18 protein-coding genes are annotated in these 16,317 nt (G+C 38.1%); 9 read left to right on the forward strand and 9 right to left on the reverse strand.

Features of this window, described 5'->3' with window-relative positions; genetic code table 11:
• Positions 1 to 17: 17 nt before the first annotated feature.
• The 3 genes from argH to argC all read right to left on the reverse strand — a co-directional run bounded on the left by argH (position 18) and on the right by argC (position 3,245).
• The gene (gene argH / locus ACFFHK_RS03060; protein ID WP_382369182.1) at positions 18 to 1,391 is read right to left on the reverse strand and encodes an argininosuccinate lyase; all 1,374 of its coding nucleotides are present in this window, start codon (positions 1,389 to 1,391) and stop codon (positions 18 to 20) included.
• Positions 1,392 to 1,461: 70 nt separating this feature from the next.
• Positions 1,462 to 2,235: an acetylglutamate kinase gene (gene argB / locus ACFFHK_RS03065; protein ID WP_382369328.1), complete on the reverse strand. Its 774-nt coding sequence runs from the start codon at positions 2,233 to 2,235 to the stop codon at positions 1,462 to 1,464.
• Positions 2,236 to 2,237: 2 nt separating this feature from the next.
• On the reverse strand, positions 2,238 to 3,245 hold the full coding sequence (gene argC, locus ACFFHK_RS03070) for an N-acetyl-gamma-glutamyl-phosphate reductase (RefSeq protein WP_382369185.1): 1,008 nt from the start codon (positions 3,243 to 3,245) through the stop codon (positions 2,238 to 2,240).
• An 80-nt stretch (positions 3,246 to 3,325) separates the two neighbouring features.
• Between argC and argE the strand changes: the two genes are divergently transcribed.
• The 4 genes from argE to ppa all read left to right on the forward strand — a co-directional run bounded on the left by argE (position 3,326) and on the right by ppa (position 6,298).
• Positions 3,326 to 4,474 carry an acetylornithine deacetylase gene (gene argE, locus ACFFHK_RS03075; protein ID WP_382369188.1) on the forward strand — a complete coding sequence of 383 codons (1,149 nt, stop codon included), beginning with the start codon at positions 3,326 to 3,328 and terminating at the stop codon, positions 4,472 to 4,474.
• Positions 4,475 to 4,585: 111 nt separating this feature from the next.
• On the forward strand, positions 4,586 to 5,068 hold the full coding sequence (gene trmL / locus ACFFHK_RS03080) for a tRNA (uridine(34)/cytosine(34)/5-carboxymethylaminomethyluridine(34)-2'-O)-methyltransferase TrmL (protein WP_382369191.1): 483 nt from the start codon (positions 4,586 to 4,588) through the stop codon (positions 5,066 to 5,068).
• A complete protein-coding gene (locus ACFFHK_RS03085; RefSeq protein WP_382369194.1) occupies positions 5,068 to 5,694 on the forward strand; it encodes a LysE/ArgO family amino acid transporter in 627 nt (208 codons plus the stop codon). The genes trmL and ACFFHK_RS03085 overlap by 1 nt, the downstream gene beginning before the upstream one ends.
• Before the next feature lie 76 nt (positions 5,695 to 5,770).
• Complete coding sequence (gene ppa / locus ACFFHK_RS03090; protein WP_382369197.1) at positions 5,771 to 6,298, forward strand: inorganic diphosphatase; 528 nt, start codon at positions 5,771 to 5,773, stop codon at positions 6,296 to 6,298.
• Positions 6,299 to 6,375: 77 nt separating this feature from the next.
• On the opposite strand, the gene ACFFHK_RS03095 is transcribed toward ppa, so the two are convergent.
• Positions 6,376 to 6,714 carry a carboxymuconolactone decarboxylase family protein gene (locus tag ACFFHK_RS03095; protein ID WP_382369200.1) on the reverse strand — a complete coding sequence of 113 codons (339 nt, stop codon included), beginning with the start codon at positions 6,712 to 6,714 and terminating at the stop codon, positions 6,376 to 6,378.
• Positions 6,715 to 6,834: 120 nt separating this feature from the next.
• Here ACFFHK_RS03095 and ACFFHK_RS03100 point away from each other — a divergent pair, with 120 nt between their 5' ends.
• Positions 6,835 to 7,731, forward strand: coding sequence for an AraC family transcriptional regulator (locus tag ACFFHK_RS03100; RefSeq protein WP_382369203.1), 897 nt, complete (start codon positions 6,835 to 6,837; stop codon positions 7,729 to 7,731).
• An 89-nt stretch (positions 7,732 to 7,820) separates the two neighbouring features.
• On the opposite strand, the gene aroE is transcribed toward ACFFHK_RS03100, so the two are convergent.
• The 5 genes from aroE to ACFFHK_RS03125 all read right to left on the reverse strand — a co-directional run bounded on the left by aroE (position 7,821) and on the right by ACFFHK_RS03125 (position 10,590).
• On the reverse strand, positions 7,821 to 8,648 hold the full coding sequence (gene aroE / locus ACFFHK_RS03105) for a shikimate dehydrogenase (protein WP_382369206.1): 828 nt from the start codon (positions 8,646 to 8,648) through the stop codon (positions 7,821 to 7,823).
• Between the two features lie 8 nt (positions 8,649 to 8,656).
• Positions 8,657 to 9,220 (reverse strand): L-threonylcarbamoyladenylate synthase type 1 TsaC, encoded by a 564-nt coding sequence (gene tsaC, locus ACFFHK_RS03110; RefSeq protein WP_382369209.1) that lies wholly within the window; start codon positions 9,218 to 9,220, stop codon positions 8,657 to 8,659.
• Positions 9,204 to 9,758: a DNA topoisomerase family protein gene (locus ACFFHK_RS03115; RefSeq protein ID WP_382369212.1), complete on the reverse strand. Its 555-nt coding sequence runs from the start codon at positions 9,756 to 9,758 to the stop codon at positions 9,204 to 9,206. The genes tsaC and ACFFHK_RS03115 overlap by 17 nt, the downstream gene beginning before the upstream one ends.
• Positions 9,759 to 9,760: 2 nt before the next feature.
• A complete protein-coding gene (gene rraB, locus ACFFHK_RS03120; protein WP_382369215.1) occupies positions 9,761 to 10,162 on the reverse strand; it encodes a ribonuclease E inhibitor RraB in 402 nt (133 codons plus the stop codon).
• Positions 10,163 to 10,233: 71 nt separating this feature from the next.
• Entirely contained in the window at positions 10,234 to 10,590 is a 357-nt protein-coding gene (locus ACFFHK_RS03125) for a DUF4870 family protein (RefSeq protein ID WP_382369218.1), read from the reverse strand.
• 251 nt (positions 10,591 to 10,841) lie between these two features.
• On the opposite strand from ACFFHK_RS03125, the gene adhE reads away from it, so the two are divergent.
• The 4 genes from adhE (at position 10,842) to ACFFHK_RS03145 (ending at position 16,316) form a co-directional block, all read left to right on the forward strand.
• Positions 10,842 to 13,457: a bifunctional acetaldehyde-CoA/alcohol dehydrogenase gene (gene adhE / locus ACFFHK_RS03130; protein WP_382369221.1), complete on the forward strand. Its 2,616-nt coding sequence runs from the start codon at positions 10,842 to 10,844 to the stop codon at positions 13,455 to 13,457.
• A 141-nt stretch (positions 13,458 to 13,598) separates the two neighbouring features.
• Positions 13,599 to 15,308 carry a nitrate/nitrite two-component system sensor histidine kinase NarQ gene (narQ, locus tag ACFFHK_RS03135; RefSeq protein WP_382369224.1) on the forward strand — a complete coding sequence of 570 codons (1,710 nt, stop codon included), beginning with the start codon at positions 13,599 to 13,601 and terminating at the stop codon, positions 15,306 to 15,308.
• 223 nt (positions 15,309 to 15,531) lie between these two features.
• Complete coding sequence (gene napF, locus ACFFHK_RS03140) at positions 15,532 to 16,041, forward strand: ferredoxin-type protein NapF (RefSeq protein WP_382369227.1); 510 nt, start codon at positions 15,532 to 15,534, stop codon at positions 16,039 to 16,041.
• The gene (locus tag ACFFHK_RS03145; RefSeq protein ID WP_382369230.1) at positions 16,038 to 16,316 is read left to right on the forward strand and encodes a chaperone NapD; all 279 of its coding nucleotides are present in this window, start codon (positions 16,038 to 16,040) and stop codon (positions 16,314 to 16,316) included. Before napF ends, ACFFHK_RS03145 begins: the two co-directional genes overlap by 4 nt.
• Position 16,317 lies beyond the last annotated feature (1 nt).

The raw sequence follows: 16,317 nt of genomic DNA on the forward strand, positions 1-16,317 counted from the left end.
AATTCTTGCAAAAATTGCTATTTAATCAACTGCTTCGCTTCGGCAATCGCTTCTGCAACACGTTGTGGTGAAACACCGCCTTTTGCACAGCGTTTATTCAAGCAAGATTCTAATGACAAGATGGCATAAACATCTTCACTAATCACATCACTAAAGCGTTTAAACTCGTCAACACGTAACTCTTCTAACGCCTTAGATTTGCTAATTGCATAGACTACCGCTTCGCCAACAATATGGTGTGAATCACGGAATGGGACACCTTTTGCGACTAAATAGTCTGCTAATTCAGTGGCATTGGAATAACCTTTAAGTGCCGCATTACGCGTTTTTTCGTGATGAACTTTAATATCTTCTAAGACTAAAGCTGCCATATCTAAACACGCGTGCCATGTATCTAACGCGTCAAAAATGCCTTCTTTATCCTCTTGCATATCTTTATTATAGGCGAGAGGTAAACCTTTTACGGTAACTAACATGCCATTTAACGCACCAATCACACGTCCTGCTTTACCACGGATTAATTCACACGCATCAGGATTTTTCTTTTGTGGCATTAATGAAGAACCTGATGTAACGCGATCAGATAACTCTAAGAAATTAGCCTCTCCGCTATTAAAGATAATTAAATCTTCTGCATAACGAGAGAGATGTACCATACTTAATGAAGCGGTAGCGAGCAATTCAATGATGTGATCACGATCAGAAACACTATCTAAACTATTACGTGTTGCACGAGTAAAGCCAAGGTCTTGGGCTAATTGTTCACGATCGACTGCGTAGGCTGTACCTGCTAATGCCCCAGAACCTAAAGGACAGGTATCTAAACGACGATACGCATCAGCTAAGCGAGAAAAATCACGTTCTAACATTTCAAAATAAGCCATGCACCAATGTGCAAATGAAATGGGTTGAGCCCGTTGTAAATGGGTATAACCTGGCATTACGGTATGTTGGTTATTTTCTGCGGTAAAAATAAGCTGACTTTGCAGATGGCGAATCGCTTGTTGTAATGAAGTGATTTCTTGTTTGCACCATAATTTAATATCTAAAGCAACTTGGTCATTACGGCTACGACCTGTGTGCAATTTTTTACCTAAATCGCCGACTTTCTCAATTAGTTTACTTTCAACCCAGCTATGAATATCTTCAGCATCATCTTGTAAAATAATTTCTGGATTATTTGCCACTAACGCTTTTAACTCAAGTAATGCCGCTTCGACTTGCTTTTGCTCTGCTGCGGTAAAAACATTTACATTGACTAATGCTTTTGACCAACCGATTGAACCATCAATATCTTGTTGCGCTAAGCGATAATCAAAACGTAATGAATCATTAAAGCTTTTAAAACGTTGATCTGCCGCCTGAGTAAAACGACCGCCCCAAAGTGCCATAATTACCTCAATATAAAAAATGAAACCGCCACGAAATGGCGGAAGTTAATTTAAACCAAAGCCTTATTAATTAAGGCTGAATTCTTGTACCTATACATTGACCAGCAAATAAATCAGCCAGTTTTTCTGGTTTCTGCCAATTTGCGATCTCTACTGGTTGATTTAATGCTTGTGCAGCAACTAATGCTGCTTTGACTTTGACAATCATACCATCTGTAATAACTTGATCATCTATTAATTGTTGAATTTGTGATGAATTTAACGCTGGAATTAGATTTTTTTGTTTATCTAAGACACCATCAACATCAGACAACATCACTAATTCACCTTGCAATAGTGTGGCAATCGCCGTTGCTGCTTGATCAGCATTCACATTCATTAATTGTCCTTGTGCATCAATCGCAATCGAACTGATAATTGGTAAAAATCCGCTTTGCAATAAACTGGTTAATAATGCTTGTTGTGCTGGTGCGACGTTTGCGACATGACCTAACTCAGGGTCGAGCTGCGTTGCTACAGTTAAATTGCCATCGCCTAAACTGATACCAACGGCATTTAATCCTGCTGTTTTTGCGGTTGCCACTAATTTTTTATTTGCAATTCCTGCTAATGCTCCTGTAATAATTTCTACCTGATCAGGTGGCGTGATGCGTAATCCTTGCTTTTTGCGGACAGGTAATTGCAAACGTTGCATTAATTCATCAACAATGCAGCCCCCACCGTGCACAATGACAATATCTCGTTGTTGTGTTTGTTTAAATTGCGCTAAGGTAGAAAGTAAGTTTTCCATTGCTTGCGGTGTATCTAATAACGCACCGCCCACTTTAATAATTAATGGTTTCATCATTAAATTAATCCTAAAACTGGGTCAAAGCCATAGCGAATATTAGCACATTGTACCGCTTGTGCCGCAGCCCCTTTTAACAAGTTATCTTCTGCTCCAACGATAATAATGTGTTGATCTTGTACCGCAAACGCAATATCGCAATATGGGGTAAACTCCACTGCTTTAATGCTTGGGAAACCTTGTTCATACAATCTAACTAAAGGTTTATCTTGATAGGCTTGTACAAAGGCAGATTGAACTTGTTCTACTGTTACGTCTGCTTTCAATTTTGCGGTAATCGTTGCTAAAATTCCACGTTTGAAATTGCCTAAATGTGGGGTAAAAATGATCTCTCGCCCAAGATGAGTGGCAATTTCTGGTTGGTGGCGGTGGTTAAATACGCCATAAGGATTTAAACTCACTTCACAGAAACTGGAGGTTAAACTTGCTTTACGTCCTGCACCACTCACTCCACTGACCGCATTAATCACTGGGAGTTGTTCTTCATCTAATAAATCATTGATAATTAATGGTTTTAGACAAAGTTGTGAAACGGTTGGATAACAACCAGCCACCGCGATTAAATCTGATTGTTTGATTTGGGCTTCATTCCATTCAGCTAAGCCATAAACCGCTTTGGCTAATAAATCAGGGTATTGATGCGCAAAGCCATAATATTTCGTATAAAACTCGGCTTGGTCAACACGATAGGCGCCAGAAAGATCGAACACTTTGCATTGATTTGCTAAGAAAATTGGCGCAAGTTGATGACTTACCTCGTGTGCAGTAGCTAGAAAGACACAATCAGCCGTTTTAGCTAATGAGTGTAGATCGTCTGGTAGGGCTTGCAGAGAGAGGTCAACCAGATGTTTTAGTTGTGGATAAATCTCAGAAATAGGTTTATCTTTATCCAGACTATTTGCCGAAACATATAGCCCACAGAGTTCAAAATTAGGGTGTTTGGTAAGAATTTTTGCGAGTTCTGCACCTGTGTAGCCACTCGCACCGATGATGAGTGTTTTTAGCATAATAGATAAAAATAGTGATTAATTATGCTAATATTTTGCATAATTATTTTGTTTGAATCAATGTTTATTTTGAGGTACTTATGGCAAATCTTCCAGATTTTCTCGCTTTATACTCACAACTTATCGAAATCCCAACCATTAGTAGTACAGATAATCCTCAATTAGATCATAGCAATAAGCCTTTAATCGAAAAATTAGCTAACTGGCTAACAGATCTAGGATTTAAAGTGGATATTTTGCCAGTCAAAGATACACGTAATAAATATAATCTACTTGCTACTTATGGTGAGGGAGAGGGCGGTTTATTGTTAGCAGGACATACTGATACCGTCCCTTTTGATGCAGGTCGTTGGCAATTTGATCCCTTTAAATTAACTGAAAAAGAGGGGCGTTTTTATGGCTTAGGTTCCGCCGATATGAAAGGTTTCTTTGCTTTTATTGTGGATACCTTGCGTACTATGGATTTAACTAAATTACAAAAACCATTACGGATTTTAGCCACAGCTGATGAAGAAACGACTATGTTAGGAGCAAGAACTTTCGCACAACATGCCGAGATTCGCCCTGATTGTGCCATTATTGGCGAGCCAACTTCGCTGCAACCAGTGCGAGCGCATAAGGGACATTTTAGTGATTCCGTTACCGTTATTGGACGTTCTGGTCATTCAAGTGATCCTGATAAGGGGATTAATGCGATTGAAATTATGCATCAAGCTACTGGTCATTTAATGCAGTTACGCAATGAATTAAAAGAAAAATTCCATAATGATTTTTTTGCTGTTCCTTATCCAACAATGAACTTTGGTTCAATTCATGGTGGTGATGCAGTAAATCGAATTTGTGGTTGTTGTGAGTTGCAATTTGATATCCGTCCGTTACCGAATATGGGACTAGAATCGTTAGATGAAATGATTCAAGAAAAACTGCAACCACTCTTTGAACAATATGGTGATCTCATTCAAGTGAAACCCCTTCACGATGGTATTCCAGGCTATGAGTGTTCTCATAAAGCAGAAATTGTTGCAGTGGTAGAAAAGTTATTAGGCAAACCTTGTATTTCAGCAAATTACTGCACAGAGGCACCGTTTATCCAACAGCTGTGTCCTACATTGGTGTTAGGTCCAGGTTCTATTGAACAAGCGCATCAACCTGATGAGTTTTTATCTGCTGAATTTATTCAACCAACACGTGATTTATTGAAAAAATTAATCCAGCATTTTTGCGTATAATTTCTCCATTTACTTAGAGGGTAAAGATAAAATTACTGTCTGAGTAGTTGCTAATAATGTGAAGAAGTAGAAAAATATGACGTTTTTATTTATTACACCATTTAAAAAATTATGTTAGATATTGTCCTTTATGAGCCTGAAATCCCACAAAATACAGGGAATATTATCCGCCTTTGTGCTAATTGCGGTTTCCGTTTACATTTAATTCACCCTCTTGGCTTCCAATGGGAGGATAAAAAATTACGTCGCTCTGGCTTGGATTACCACGAATTTACCGCAATTAAACATCACCAAAACTATGCTGAGTTTTTGGCGACAGAAAAACCAAAACGATTATTTGCGTTGACGACGAAAGGCGGTCCAGCACATAGTCAAGTACAGTTTCAGCTTGGTGATTATTTGATGTTTGGACCAGAAACGAGAGGTATTCCAATGGATATCTTAAACACCATGCCGATTGAGCAAAAAATTCGGATTCCAATGTGTGAGAATAGTCGCAGTATGAATCTCTCCAACTCAGTGGCGGTAACCGTTTATGAAGCTTGGCGGCAATTCGGTTATCAAGGGGCAATTAATCTTTATCAGGAGATCTAATGAACGCGTTTTTACATGGCATTTTTGTAACAGGTAGTTTGATTGTAGCGATTGGCGCACAAAATGCGTTTGTGTTAAAACAAGGCTTATTAAGGCAACACGTTTTTGCTGTTGCACTGATCTGTTTTTTATGTGATGTAGTGTTATTTTGTCTGGGGGTTTTAGGCTTAGGGTCATTTATTAGCCATAACCAGACTGCTGCCGTTTCGCTCGCTTTTGTTGGAGCAGGTTTTTTATCCATTTATGGTTTGCGTGCATGGCGAAGCGCTTATCGAGGGAATGCGAGTTTACAGCTTGATTCAGGCGACAATACCACCTCTTTAACTAAAACCATTTTACTGACATTAAGTGTAACCTTACTTAATCCACACGTTTACCTTGATACAGTTGTGATTATTGGTGGTATTGCAGGTACGTTAGCTTGGCAAGAAAAAATCGCTTTTTTAATTGGTGGATTTTGTGTTTCTGCGACGTGGTTTTTCAGTTTAGCTTATGGGACTCGTTTTCTTATTCCATTATTTAAGCAGCCTGTTACTTGGCGTGTATTAGATTTTATGATTGGAGCGATTATGTTAATGATTGCTTGGGGATTATTCCAATATGGAATGGAGCTATTGGCTAGCTAATTCTCGACAATTTGCAACAAATAGGGCTATAATCGCATGGTTTTTTACTTAATTTTTTTATTAGAAGGAATAGACAATGGGTTTAAAAAACGTACCTGCTGGAAAAGAATTACCAGATGATATTTATGTTGTAATTGAAATTCCAGCAAATTCAGATCCAATTAAATATGAAGTTGATAAAGAAACAGGTGCATTATTTGTTGACCGTTTTATGGCAACGGCAATGTTCTACCCAGCAAACTATGGTTACATCAATAATACACTCTCTTTAGATGGCGACCCAGTAGATGTATTAGTGCCAACGCCATATCCATTACAACCAGGCTCTGTGATTCGTTGCCGTCCAGTTGGTGTTTTAAAAATGACTGATGAATCTGGTCAAGATGCAAAAGTGATTGCGGTGCCACACAGCAAATTAACAAAAGAATATGATCACATCAAAGATGTGAACGATATTCCAGCATTATTAAAAGCACAAATCCAACACTTCTTTGAAAGCTATAAAGCATTAGAAGCAGGTAAATGGGTGAAAGTTGATGGTTGGGAAGACGCTGTGGCTGCGCGTGAAGAAATCCTAACTTCATTTGAGCGTGCGAAAAAATAATTCATTTTTAACCTATAAAAAACCGTTATACCTTACGATATAACGGTTTTTTGTTTTTAGACACTTACAAAAAAGCATTATTCCGTTTTCAAAGTATCATACGCATCTAATACTCGTGCTGAATATACCATTGCAGCTCCCGCATTCATGGCTACGGCAACCCCTAACGCAGCAGCAATTTCTTCTTGGCTACAACCTGCTTTGATCGCTGCATCAGTATGCACATCAATACAGCCATCACAACGAGTAGTAACTGCACAAGCTAAAGCAATGAGTTCTCTCGTTTTTGTATCTAATACACTCGCTTCGCCTGCTTTACTTAAAGTTTGATAACCTTTCATCGTATCTGGGGAAAGTTTGTTGAAGATACCTAAACGGCTCATTAATTGCGTGCGATATTTTTTCCAATCTAACATAAGTTTTTCTCCTAATTCATTGTTATCTTGATTTAACGCAGGCTATTTTGTACCTTATAAATAAGACTTTATAGTGGTTAATGAAGCAAAAAGCTACGTTATCATCTCAATTTATAGATTATGGATAATATTGATCGTCTATTAGCATTATTAGAAATTAAAACAACGATAGATGTATTTTGTCGTTTTAAATCACCTTATTTGATTGAACATCAGCAGGCGGAGTCAGGGGTGGCGTATTTTCATTTATTACTCGATGGTAACTGTACAATGCGTGCGGGGAAGCAGGAATATCAACTCAATGCAGGTGATTTTTGTCTCTGGACAAAGGGAGGCATGCACCAAATTGGTACGCATTCTTCCACTGAACCATGGCATCAAGAACAACAAAATGGGCTGTTGTACCGTTATAATTGTACAACGGATTCATCATTACAAATGTTATGTGGTCGTTATCAAGCGACCAATCATGCGGCAGCGGCTTTATTAAGGCTTTTGCCTGAACCGCTGATTGTTTCCTTGAAAGATATTCCGCAATTACAAGCATTATCGAGTTTAATTCATCAAGAAGCTTTAATCCCTCATTTGGGAAGTGCCACCGCAATTAAAATGATGTGTGAATTACTACTGTTATTTGCTTTACGCCATTGTACAGAATTGCCTCAACAACAAAATCTCATTGGTTTATTTTCTGATCCAGTGTTAAGTAAAGTAATGGCCACAGTACTACAAGATCTTTCTGTGAGTTATACTACAGAACAACTGGCTCAGATGGCGTATCTTTCAAGAGCAACATTTGCTCGCAAAATTCACCAAGCTACAGGTATGGGGATCCAAACCTTAATTCGTATTTTTAAGCTCTCAATGGCAGCAAAATTATTAAGCAAAACACAACTTAATATTGTGCAGGTAATGGAAAAAATAGGTTATCAGTCAGAAACCGCTTTTAATGAAGCATTTAAAGCGCAATTTGGTATGACCCCCGCTCATTATCGGAAAGTGTCTCGGGTAAGGTAATGACGTTTAATTAACAACTCTAAAGATAAGTTGGATATAAAATACCCGACTGATAAACCATAATATTTAGCGCTATATGCACAAACAATTTAGCAATGTTTTAGCCATTCTCGGTTTGCGAGTAATTGATCAATATTTGGCATTACATTTTCCCAAAGTAAAAAGGCATGCGCTGCTTGGGCGACTAACATTCCTAATCCATCACTGCACGCAGGAATGGCTAACTGGCGGCAATGTTGTAGAAAGGGGGTTTCTCCGTTTGGAGTGTATTGCATATCGTAAGTACGCTGACACTGTTGCAATACCGTATCAGAAACAGGGGCAACTTGTCCGTGTAAACCACTGGAAGTGGCATTAATCACAACATCAAAGGATTGTTGTGGAATTTCGTCTAGTGTAGTGGCTTGAATTTCACCATAGACAGAGAATTTTTCAGCTAAGGCTTGGGCTTTTGTTAAGGTACGGTTCGCAAGGGTTATTTTTTGTTTTGCTTGCAATAAGGGATATAGCACGCCTTTTGTCGCTCCACCCGCACCAAGCAATAAAATGTGTTGATTTGGTGCTAACCAGCCGAGTCGTTGTAAGTCTGTTACTAACCCCGCACCATCGGTATTGTCTGCATAAAGAGAGCCATCTTCTAGGCGTTTTAAGGTATTACACGCTTGCGCTAATTGGCAGCGTTCACTATGTTGATCTGCAAGTTGAAATGCACGTTCTTTAAATGGTGCAGTAATATTACAGCCATTGGCACCTTGTTGAAAAAATTGCATTAGTTGTTGCTCAAAATCATTTAAATCACCTAATTCAGCGACATAAGTCAGTTTTTTGTCTGTTTGTTGAGCAAAAAGTTGATGAATTATGGGCGATTTACTTTGAGCAATGGGATTGCCCCAAACGGCATAATGATGTTGTTGCATAACTCTATTTATCCTTGTCTAACAATTTGATTCGTAAAGAGATTCCTTATTTCAGAGGGATTTTTTGCCTTACCCACGTCAGCTTGTAATACAGGAAATTTTTCACCAAATTGGGCGAGAACTTCCTGATAATGACGGCAAGGAGGTTGTCCCGTTAAATTAGCACTCGTTGAAGTGATTGGCATATTGGCTTGTTGGCAAAGTGCAACCACTGCTGGGTGTTGGCATAAACGAACAGCGACACTATTAAATTTTCCTGTCAATAATGGTGAAACTGTTGTCTGTACTGGTGCGATCCAAGTCGTTGGTCTTGGGTAAACTCGTTGGATTCGTTGTAAGAGTTCGGGAGATAATTGGTCAAATGCAATAATCTGTTGAAAAAAATCTAAAGTGGGTGCAATTAAAATTAAGCCTTTCTCTACTGGGCGTTGTTTTAACGCTAATAATTTTTGGATTGCTTGATCATTAAAGGGATTACACCCTAGTCCAAAAACAGCTTCGGTGGGATAGGCAATGACTTCTCCATTTTGGAGTTGAGTAACAATATGTTTAAGATTATTCATTTGTTTCATAAAAAATATGTTTACAACTTTTGTTTAAACATTGATAACTAATGCGTTGTTCGGTCAAATTTTTTCTATATGCTAGTGGAAAATGGCATTGGGGACACGCTTTTTCAACAGGTTGTTGGGCAACATTAAAGCGACATTGTGGATAATGGTTGCAAGCAAAAAAAACTTTACCTTTTGCACCACGTTTAGCAATCAACTTTCCTTGGCGACAAGTAGGACAAGTTACGGGTTGGTAATCCTGTTTTTCGGGTTCGTCATTCACAATAAAATGGCATAGTGGATAATTGCTACAACCAATAAACATTCCAAATTGCCCACGTCGTAAAACCAATGGGTGTTCACATTCAGGGCAGTATTCTGGTAAGACTTTAAGTATTTCACCAAGCGTTTGCGATTGTAATGGCTTTAGGTAATCACACACAGGATATTGACTGCAACCTAAAAATAAGCCTTTCTTGCCACGTTTTAACTGTAAAAAATGCCCACATTGCGGGCATTTCTCAGCGGATTTGTGAGCGGTAAAAAGTGTATCACGCATGATTAATCTTCATCGTCGAAAAATTCGCCATCTTCACCATATTCATCTTCATCATCATTAGGATCTTCAAAATAGGTTCCCCAACCATCGTAAGTTCCTTGATGTTTTTTGATAAGAGGTAATAATTCTGTTTGCTGTGCATCAATTAGTTCGGCTTTTAGCTCAATTTCACTAATAATATCAAAGCAATAAACTTCCACACCATCGTCGGTTTCTAGCTCTTCCGCTTCAGATATTTCATAGCCAAGTTTAAAGGCATCAAGGGCAATTTTTTCCAATTTATCGAAATCATGATGAGAAATATGGTGTTCAATAATATATAACGCATCAGGATCACTGCCATCATTTAAAAGCTGATCAATAATTTCCCTTGTTTCTTGTTGTAAAGCGGTAAGTGCTGACATAGTTAAAGCCTCATCTTGCGTGATAAAAATTGTATTCTAGAGGCTAATGTCTTGATTCACAAGCAAGTAGATCAAAATAACCACGTTTTTTCATTGAAGAGAGGCATTTCTTTATGTATCGCCCGTAATCCTTTAATTGAACGAACGATAAACCAAATAAAAGTAAAGAGTAATACGAAATAACCAATAAAAACTAAAGAAAAAACCACCCCAATCGCACTATATAACAAGCCAATCCAAAAGGTTCTGATTTGATACGTAAAATGGCTTTCAAGGTAAGAACCATGAGCATCATCACGGAAAATATACGCAATAATGACACCGATAATACTTAATGAACCGCCGAAAAATACGGAAACAATATAAAGCCAATAAGTAATCGTTGCCCATTTTTTCGTGTTTTCAAGTTGATAAATTGTAGGTTCCATATCATTTTCCTTTTCAAATTGTAGATAAAAATTTTCTCTACTATAGAACGAAAAAAGGCAAAGATCACATAAAAAATCGAGATTGATCAAGAATTAAAAACGAGCTTTCAACACAACCTCAACGACTATAACAAACGTATAACACAGAAATTGAGCTAGATCAGATAATAATGAAATACCTCAAAAAGGGGAGCTTCAAATAGCTATAATTTTATTAGTTAAAATAATTTTTAATTTTTGGAGAAATCATTATGAATAAGACAACTGAAGTGGCTGTCAGTCCAGCGCAAGCAGAAGTGGATCAACTTGTTGCCAACGGTTTAGTGGCGTTAGAAGAATTTCGGCAACTTAACCAACAACAAATTGATTATATTGTAGCAAAAGCATCTGTAGCAGCACTGGATCAACATGGTGTGTTGGCAATGCACGCTTATGAAGAAACTGGTCGTGGTGTATTTGAAGATAAAGCGACTAAAAATTTATTTGCGTGTGAATATGTCGTCAATAATATGCGCCATTTAAAAACTGTGGGGGTCATTAAAGAAGATGATGTAACTGGTATTACTGAGATCGCTGATCCAGTTGGGGTAGTTTGCGGTATTACTCCAACAACTAATCCGACATCAACTACCATTTTTAAATCATTAATTGCTTTAAAAACTCGAAATCCAATCGTGTTTGCTTTCCACCCTTCAGCACAACAAAGTTCTGCACACGCTGCACAAGTGGTTTATGAAGCTGCAGTGCAAGCAGGTGCGCCAAAAAATTGTATCCAATGGATAGAACACCCATCTATGGAAGGTACCCAAGCCTTAATGAAACATTCTGGTATTGCCACTATTTTGGCAACAGGCGGTAATGCGATGGTAGAGGCAGCTTATTCTTGTGGTAAACCAGCGTTAGGTGTTGGGGCAGGTAATGTGCCAGCATATGTGGAAAAAAGTGCAAATTTAAAACAAGCCGTTCACGATATTGTAATGTCAAAATCATTCGATAACGGCATGATTTGTGCCAGTGAACAAGCTGCGATAGTTGATAAAGAAATCTATGATGATTTTGTCAAAGAGATGCAATCTTATGGCGTGTATTTGGTCAATAAGAAAGAGAAAGCGTTACTTGAAGAATATATCTTTGGCGCAAAAGCAAATAGCACCAACTGTGCTATGGCAAAATTAAATGCTGCTGTGGTGGGGAAACCAGCTGCTTGGATTGCAGAACAAGCAGGATTCAGTGTTCCCGCAAATACCAATATTCTGCTTGCAGAATGTAAAGAGGTTGGCGTAAAAGAGCCACTTACTCGTGAAAAATTATCGCCAGTATTGGCATTATTAAAAGCAGAAAGTGTCGAAGATGGCTTAAATAAAGCAGAACAAATGGTGGAATTTCACGGTTTAGGACACTCTGCGGCAATTCATACTTCTGATGCGGAATTAGCGAAAACCTTTGGTGAACGTGTGAAAGCGATTCGTGTGATTTGGAATTCACCGTCAACATTTGGTGGTATTGGTGATGTGTATAACTCTTTCCTACCATCATTGACTTTAGGGTGTGGTTCTTACGGTAAAAACTCCGTTGGTAACAATGTTAGTGCGGTGAATTTATTAAATATCAAACGAGTTGGCAGACGGAGAAATAATATGCAATGGTTCAAAGTACCTTCAAAAATCTATTTTGAACGTGATTCAATTCAATATCTACAATCAATGAAAGGCGTTGAGCGTGTTGTCATTGTAACCGACCGTGTGATGGTGGATTTAGGATTTGTCGAGAAAATTGCAAAGCAACTCACGATGCGCGGTGATCACGTAACTTATCAATTATTTGCTGACGTTGAACCAGATCCGAGTATTGCAACAGTCCGTCGAGGGGTTGAATTATTGCGTAATTTCCAACCAGATACCATTATTGCATTAGGTGGTGGTTCGGCAATGGACGCGGCGAAAGTTATGTGGTTATTCTATGAACAGCCAGAAGTAGATTTCCGTGATCTTGTACAGAAATTTATGGATATTCGCAAACGTGCATTTAAATTCCCACAATTAGGGCGTAAAGCGAAATTTATTGGTATCCCAACTACCTCTGGTACAGGTTCGGAAGTTACACCATTTGCGGTAATTAGTGAGGGAGATAAAAAATATCCTATCGCTGACTACTCATTAACCCCAACGATTGCGATTGTTGACCCTGCATTAACCATGACGGTACCTGCTCATGTAGCGGCAGATTCTGGCTATGATGTATTGGTTCATGCAACCGAAGCCTATGTTTCAACCTTAGCCAATGACTTTACTGATGGTTTAGCCTTACAAGCGATTAAATTGGTATTTGAATTCTTAGAACGTTCGGTGAAAAATGGAGCAAGCGATCCAGAAGCAAGAGAGAGAATGCATAATGCGTCAACGATTGCAGGTATGGCATTTGCAAATGCGTTCTTAGGTATGACGCACTCATTAGCCCATAAAGTTGGCGGTCGTTTCCATACACCACACGGTAGAACCAATGCGATTTTAATGCCATATGTGATTCGTTATAACGGTACTCGCCCAACCAAAACAGCGACTTGGCCGAAATACAATTACTATAAAGCAGATGTTAAATATCAAGAAATTGCTAGAATGCTTGGGTTACCATGCTCAACCCCAGAAGAAGCGGTACAAGCTTATGCACAAGCATGTAAAGAATTGGGACAACGTATTGGTATTAAAATGTCTTTCAAAGAGCAAGGTATCAATGAGCAAGAATTTATGGAAGCTCGCCGTGATTTAGCATTACTTGCCTTTGAAGATCAATGTTCACCAGCAAACCCTCGTTTACCGATGGTTGAAGATATGATGGAAATCTTAACCAAAGCGTATTACGGTGAATAAAACGTATTAATATAGATCATTTACGCTATTAATCCCCGCATAAAGTGGGGATTTTTTTTCGATTGTATAATCTGGCATTGCGAGGAATTAATGTTTATTAATACAATGGCAGCTATTCCTATCCGAAGAGAAAGAAACATTATGAAAAAATATTCTGTATTAACTCGAGTTGCTAAATATTTGATTGGTATTATCTTTTTGGCGAGTGGTTGTATTACTTTAGTCTTTTCTATTTTACTCAGTAGCCAGAATGATGCAGAAGCGATCAATTTAGCGGGGTCATTACGAATGCAAGCTTATCGTTTAATTTACCAAATGGAACATGATCCCAGCACATTACAACAGAATATTGCAACCTATAATCAAACATTGGATTCAGAGATTTTAGAGCGTATTCAAACTAGTTTTTTTGTTTCCATAAGTGTGAAAACAGCTTATCAAGATGTATTAGCACATTGGCAAACAATGGAAGAGTTTGTTCATCAGAATCAAGTTGAGAAATATCAACAGCAAGTAGATAAATATGTACAAAAAGTCGATCAATTTGTGGTGGTGTTACAACATTTTTCAGAACGGAAGATTATTCTTGCGATTCTAATGAGTATTTTCTCAATTATTACTATTTTAGGCATTGGTTCTTATCTTATCTGGTTTATGAAACGAGAAGTAATGAATCCAGTGGCTAAATTAGTGAAAGCCAGTACCCAAGTACAAACAGGACATTTCAAACACATTCAACTTGATACAAATAAACCAAATGAATTAGGGACTTTATCGGAAACCTTTACCACGATGTCAAATGAGTTACAAAAACTTTATTGGTTTCTTGAAGATAAGGTGCGAGAAAAAACACAAAAATTAAGCCAATTAAACCGCACCTTATCGATGTTGTTCCATACTTCGCAAAAAATCACTCATACAGATTTAGATTACAACAAATTAGTTGAAGTGTTAGCAGATATTCAAGTGAGTGAACATTTGCGTTATATCGAATTAATCGTATATGGTGCAGAACACCTTAATCTTTCGGCGGGGAATAAGGAAGAACATTACCCTTGGCAACAGCAAAAAATTAGTGTTCATGGGCAAGAGTTATCTTGTTTGCGTTGGCAAGCAGGATTGCCATGTCCTGATTTACGTTTAATGCAAAGTTTAGCGCAAATGTTTGGACGAGCAATTTATTTTATCCAAATGCAACGACAACAACAGCAATTAGTCTTAATGGAAGAGCGTTCTATTATTGCACGAGAATTGCATGACTCATTGGCACAGGTATTAGCATTCTTACAAATTCAACTAACCCTGTTAAAACATACGTTAAAAAATGATGAACCAACGGCGCAAGAGAAAAGTTTTAAAATTATTGCGGATTTTGAACAAGCCTTAAATGATGGTTATGTTCAGTTGCGAGAGTTGCTTTCCACATTCCGCTTGACCATTCAAGAGGCTAATCTGAAAGTGGCGTTAGAACAGGTAATTGAATCATTACAGAATCAAACCGATGCGCAAATTACTTTAGAATGCTCATTACCATCGCAAATCTTCACAGCTCAACAATTAGTGCATGCGTTGCAAGTGATTCGGGAAGCCTTGTTGAATGCAATTAAACATTCACAAGCGACATTAATTGAAGTGATTGCTCATACTAACCAAGATGGTGAAAATGAAATTATTATTGCCGATAATGGCGTGGGAATTCCGTCATTAGAGGAGCCAGAAGGGCATTATGGTTTGAATATTATGCAGGAACGGACAGCGCAATTAAATGCAACATTACAGATTCAATTACGTCCAACAGGTGGAACAGAAGTAAGAATTTTATTATCTGATCCTTTTATGAATAAGGAATAGGGCGTTCTCATTTAGCGAGGTTTTCTTAATGCAGGCTGTGCTGCTGTTTTTATAAGAAAAATGATTGCCGAGTATAGAATATTGGCAAAGCAGCAGAAATTGATTTATCTCAAGAAACTTGATTAAAGAAAGGAATATACCTCATAACAGGTACTGACTTAACAAGTGGTTACTTTAGAATACTTGGCGAATAAGTAATCTTTAACCAATACTTGCACGAAGTATGCAAAATCTTGATTTATCCCGTCGAAAATTTCTTTCAGGAAAATTCCGTGAAGCAGCAACGATCGATGCTTTGCAAGTGATTTTACCTCCTTGGGCAGAAGCTGATGTTTTTTGGGAAAAATGTACACAATGTAACGATTGTATTCAGCAATGTGAAACACAAGTATTGATCAAAGGTCGAGAAGGTTATCCAGAAGTATGTTTTGCAAACGCAGAATGTACGTTTTGTGGAAAATGTGCCGAGATATGCTCACAACCAATATTTAGACCGATAACAACAGCGGCGTGGCAGCATAAAATTGTGATAAATAATGCTTGCTTAACGCAGCGACAAGTTGAGTGTCGGAGTTGTCAGGATAGCTGTCAATGGCGAGCGATCTCTTTTAAACCTATGCTAGGGCAAGTTGCTCAACCACAACTGAATCTTGATGAGTGTAATGGTTGTGGCGCATGTGTTGCTGCGTGCCCAGTACAAGCAATTTCAATGGTAAATACTCAAACGGTATGAATATAGATCAAATTACAATGGAAAATGCCGAAGAATGGCATGTTTGCGGTGTGGTTATACAAGGACGACCAGAAAAATTAACGAAAATTTCAGAGAAACTATTGGACGTTCCGCATACAGAAATACATGGTTCTGATCCAGTGTTAGGAAAGTTAGTTGTGGTTATGCAGTCTCATAACCAGCGGATTTTGTTAGAAAATATGGAAAATGCGCGCAATATTGATGGTGTTATCAATGTATCGTTGGTATATCACCAGCAAGACTTAACAGATTGAT

Source organism: Gallibacterium trehalosifermentans (assembly GCF_042433055.1).
Classification (GTDB): domain Bacteria; phylum Pseudomonadota; class Gammaproteobacteria; order Enterobacterales; family Pasteurellaceae; genus Gallibacterium; species Gallibacterium trehalosifermentans.

Excerpts from the sequence above, each read along its gene's own strand:
- argH (WP_382369182.1), bottom strand. The coding sequence starts at position 1,391 with ATGGCACTTTGGGGCGGTCGTTTTACTCAGGCGGCAGATCAACGTTTT.
- argB (WP_382369328.1), bottom strand. The coding sequence starts at position 2,235 with ATGAAACCATTAATTATTAAAGTGGGCGGTGCGTTATTAGATACACCG.
- argC (WP_382369185.1), bottom strand. The coding sequence starts at position 3,245 with ATGCTAAAAACACTCATCATCGGTGCGAGTGGCTACACAGGTGCAGAA.
- argE (WP_382369188.1), top strand. The coding sequence starts at position 3,326 with ATGGCAAATCTTCCAGATTTTCTCGCTTTATACTCACAACTTATCGAA.
- trmL (WP_382369191.1), top strand. The coding sequence starts at position 4,586 with ATGTTAGATATTGTCCTTTATGAGCCTGAAATCCCACAAAATACAGGG.
- ACFFHK_RS03085 (WP_382369194.1), top strand. The coding sequence starts at position 5,068 with ATGAACGCGTTTTTACATGGCATTTTTGTAACAGGTAGTTTGATTGTA.
- ppa (WP_382369197.1), top strand. The coding sequence starts at position 5,771 with ATGGGTTTAAAAAACGTACCTGCTGGAAAAGAATTACCAGATGATATT.
- ACFFHK_RS03095 (WP_382369200.1), bottom strand. The coding sequence starts at position 6,714 with ATGTTAGATTGGAAAAAATATCGCACGCAATTAATGAGCCGTTTAGGT.
- ACFFHK_RS03100 (WP_382369203.1), top strand. The coding sequence starts at position 6,835 with ATGGATAATATTGATCGTCTATTAGCATTATTAGAAATTAAAACAACG.
- aroE (WP_382369206.1), bottom strand. The coding sequence starts at position 8,648 with ATGCAACAACATCATTATGCCGTTTGGGGCAATCCCATTGCTCAAAGT.
- tsaC (WP_382369209.1), bottom strand. The coding sequence starts at position 9,220 with ATGAAACAAATGAATAATCTTAAACATATTGTTACTCAACTCCAAAAT.
- ACFFHK_RS03115 (WP_382369212.1), bottom strand. The coding sequence starts at position 9,758 with ATGCGTGATACACTTTTTACCGCTCACAAATCCGCTGAGAAATGCCCG.
- rraB (WP_382369215.1), bottom strand. The coding sequence starts at position 10,162 with ATGTCAGCACTTACCGCTTTACAACAAGAAACAAGGGAAATTATTGAT.
- ACFFHK_RS03125 (WP_382369218.1), bottom strand. The coding sequence starts at position 10,590 with ATGGAACCTACAATTTATCAACTTGAAAACACGAAAAAATGGGCAACG.
- adhE (WP_382369221.1), top strand. The coding sequence starts at position 10,842 with ATGAATAAGACAACTGAAGTGGCTGTCAGTCCAGCGCAAGCAGAAGTG.
- narQ (WP_382369224.1), top strand. The coding sequence starts at position 13,599 with ATGAAAAAATATTCTGTATTAACTCGAGTTGCTAAATATTTGATTGGT.
- napF (WP_382369227.1), top strand. The coding sequence starts at position 15,532 with ATGCAAAATCTTGATTTATCCCGTCGAAAATTTCTTTCAGGAAAATTC.
- ACFFHK_RS03145 (WP_382369230.1), top strand. The coding sequence starts at position 16,038 with ATGAATATAGATCAAATTACAATGGAAAATGCCGAAGAATGGCATGTT.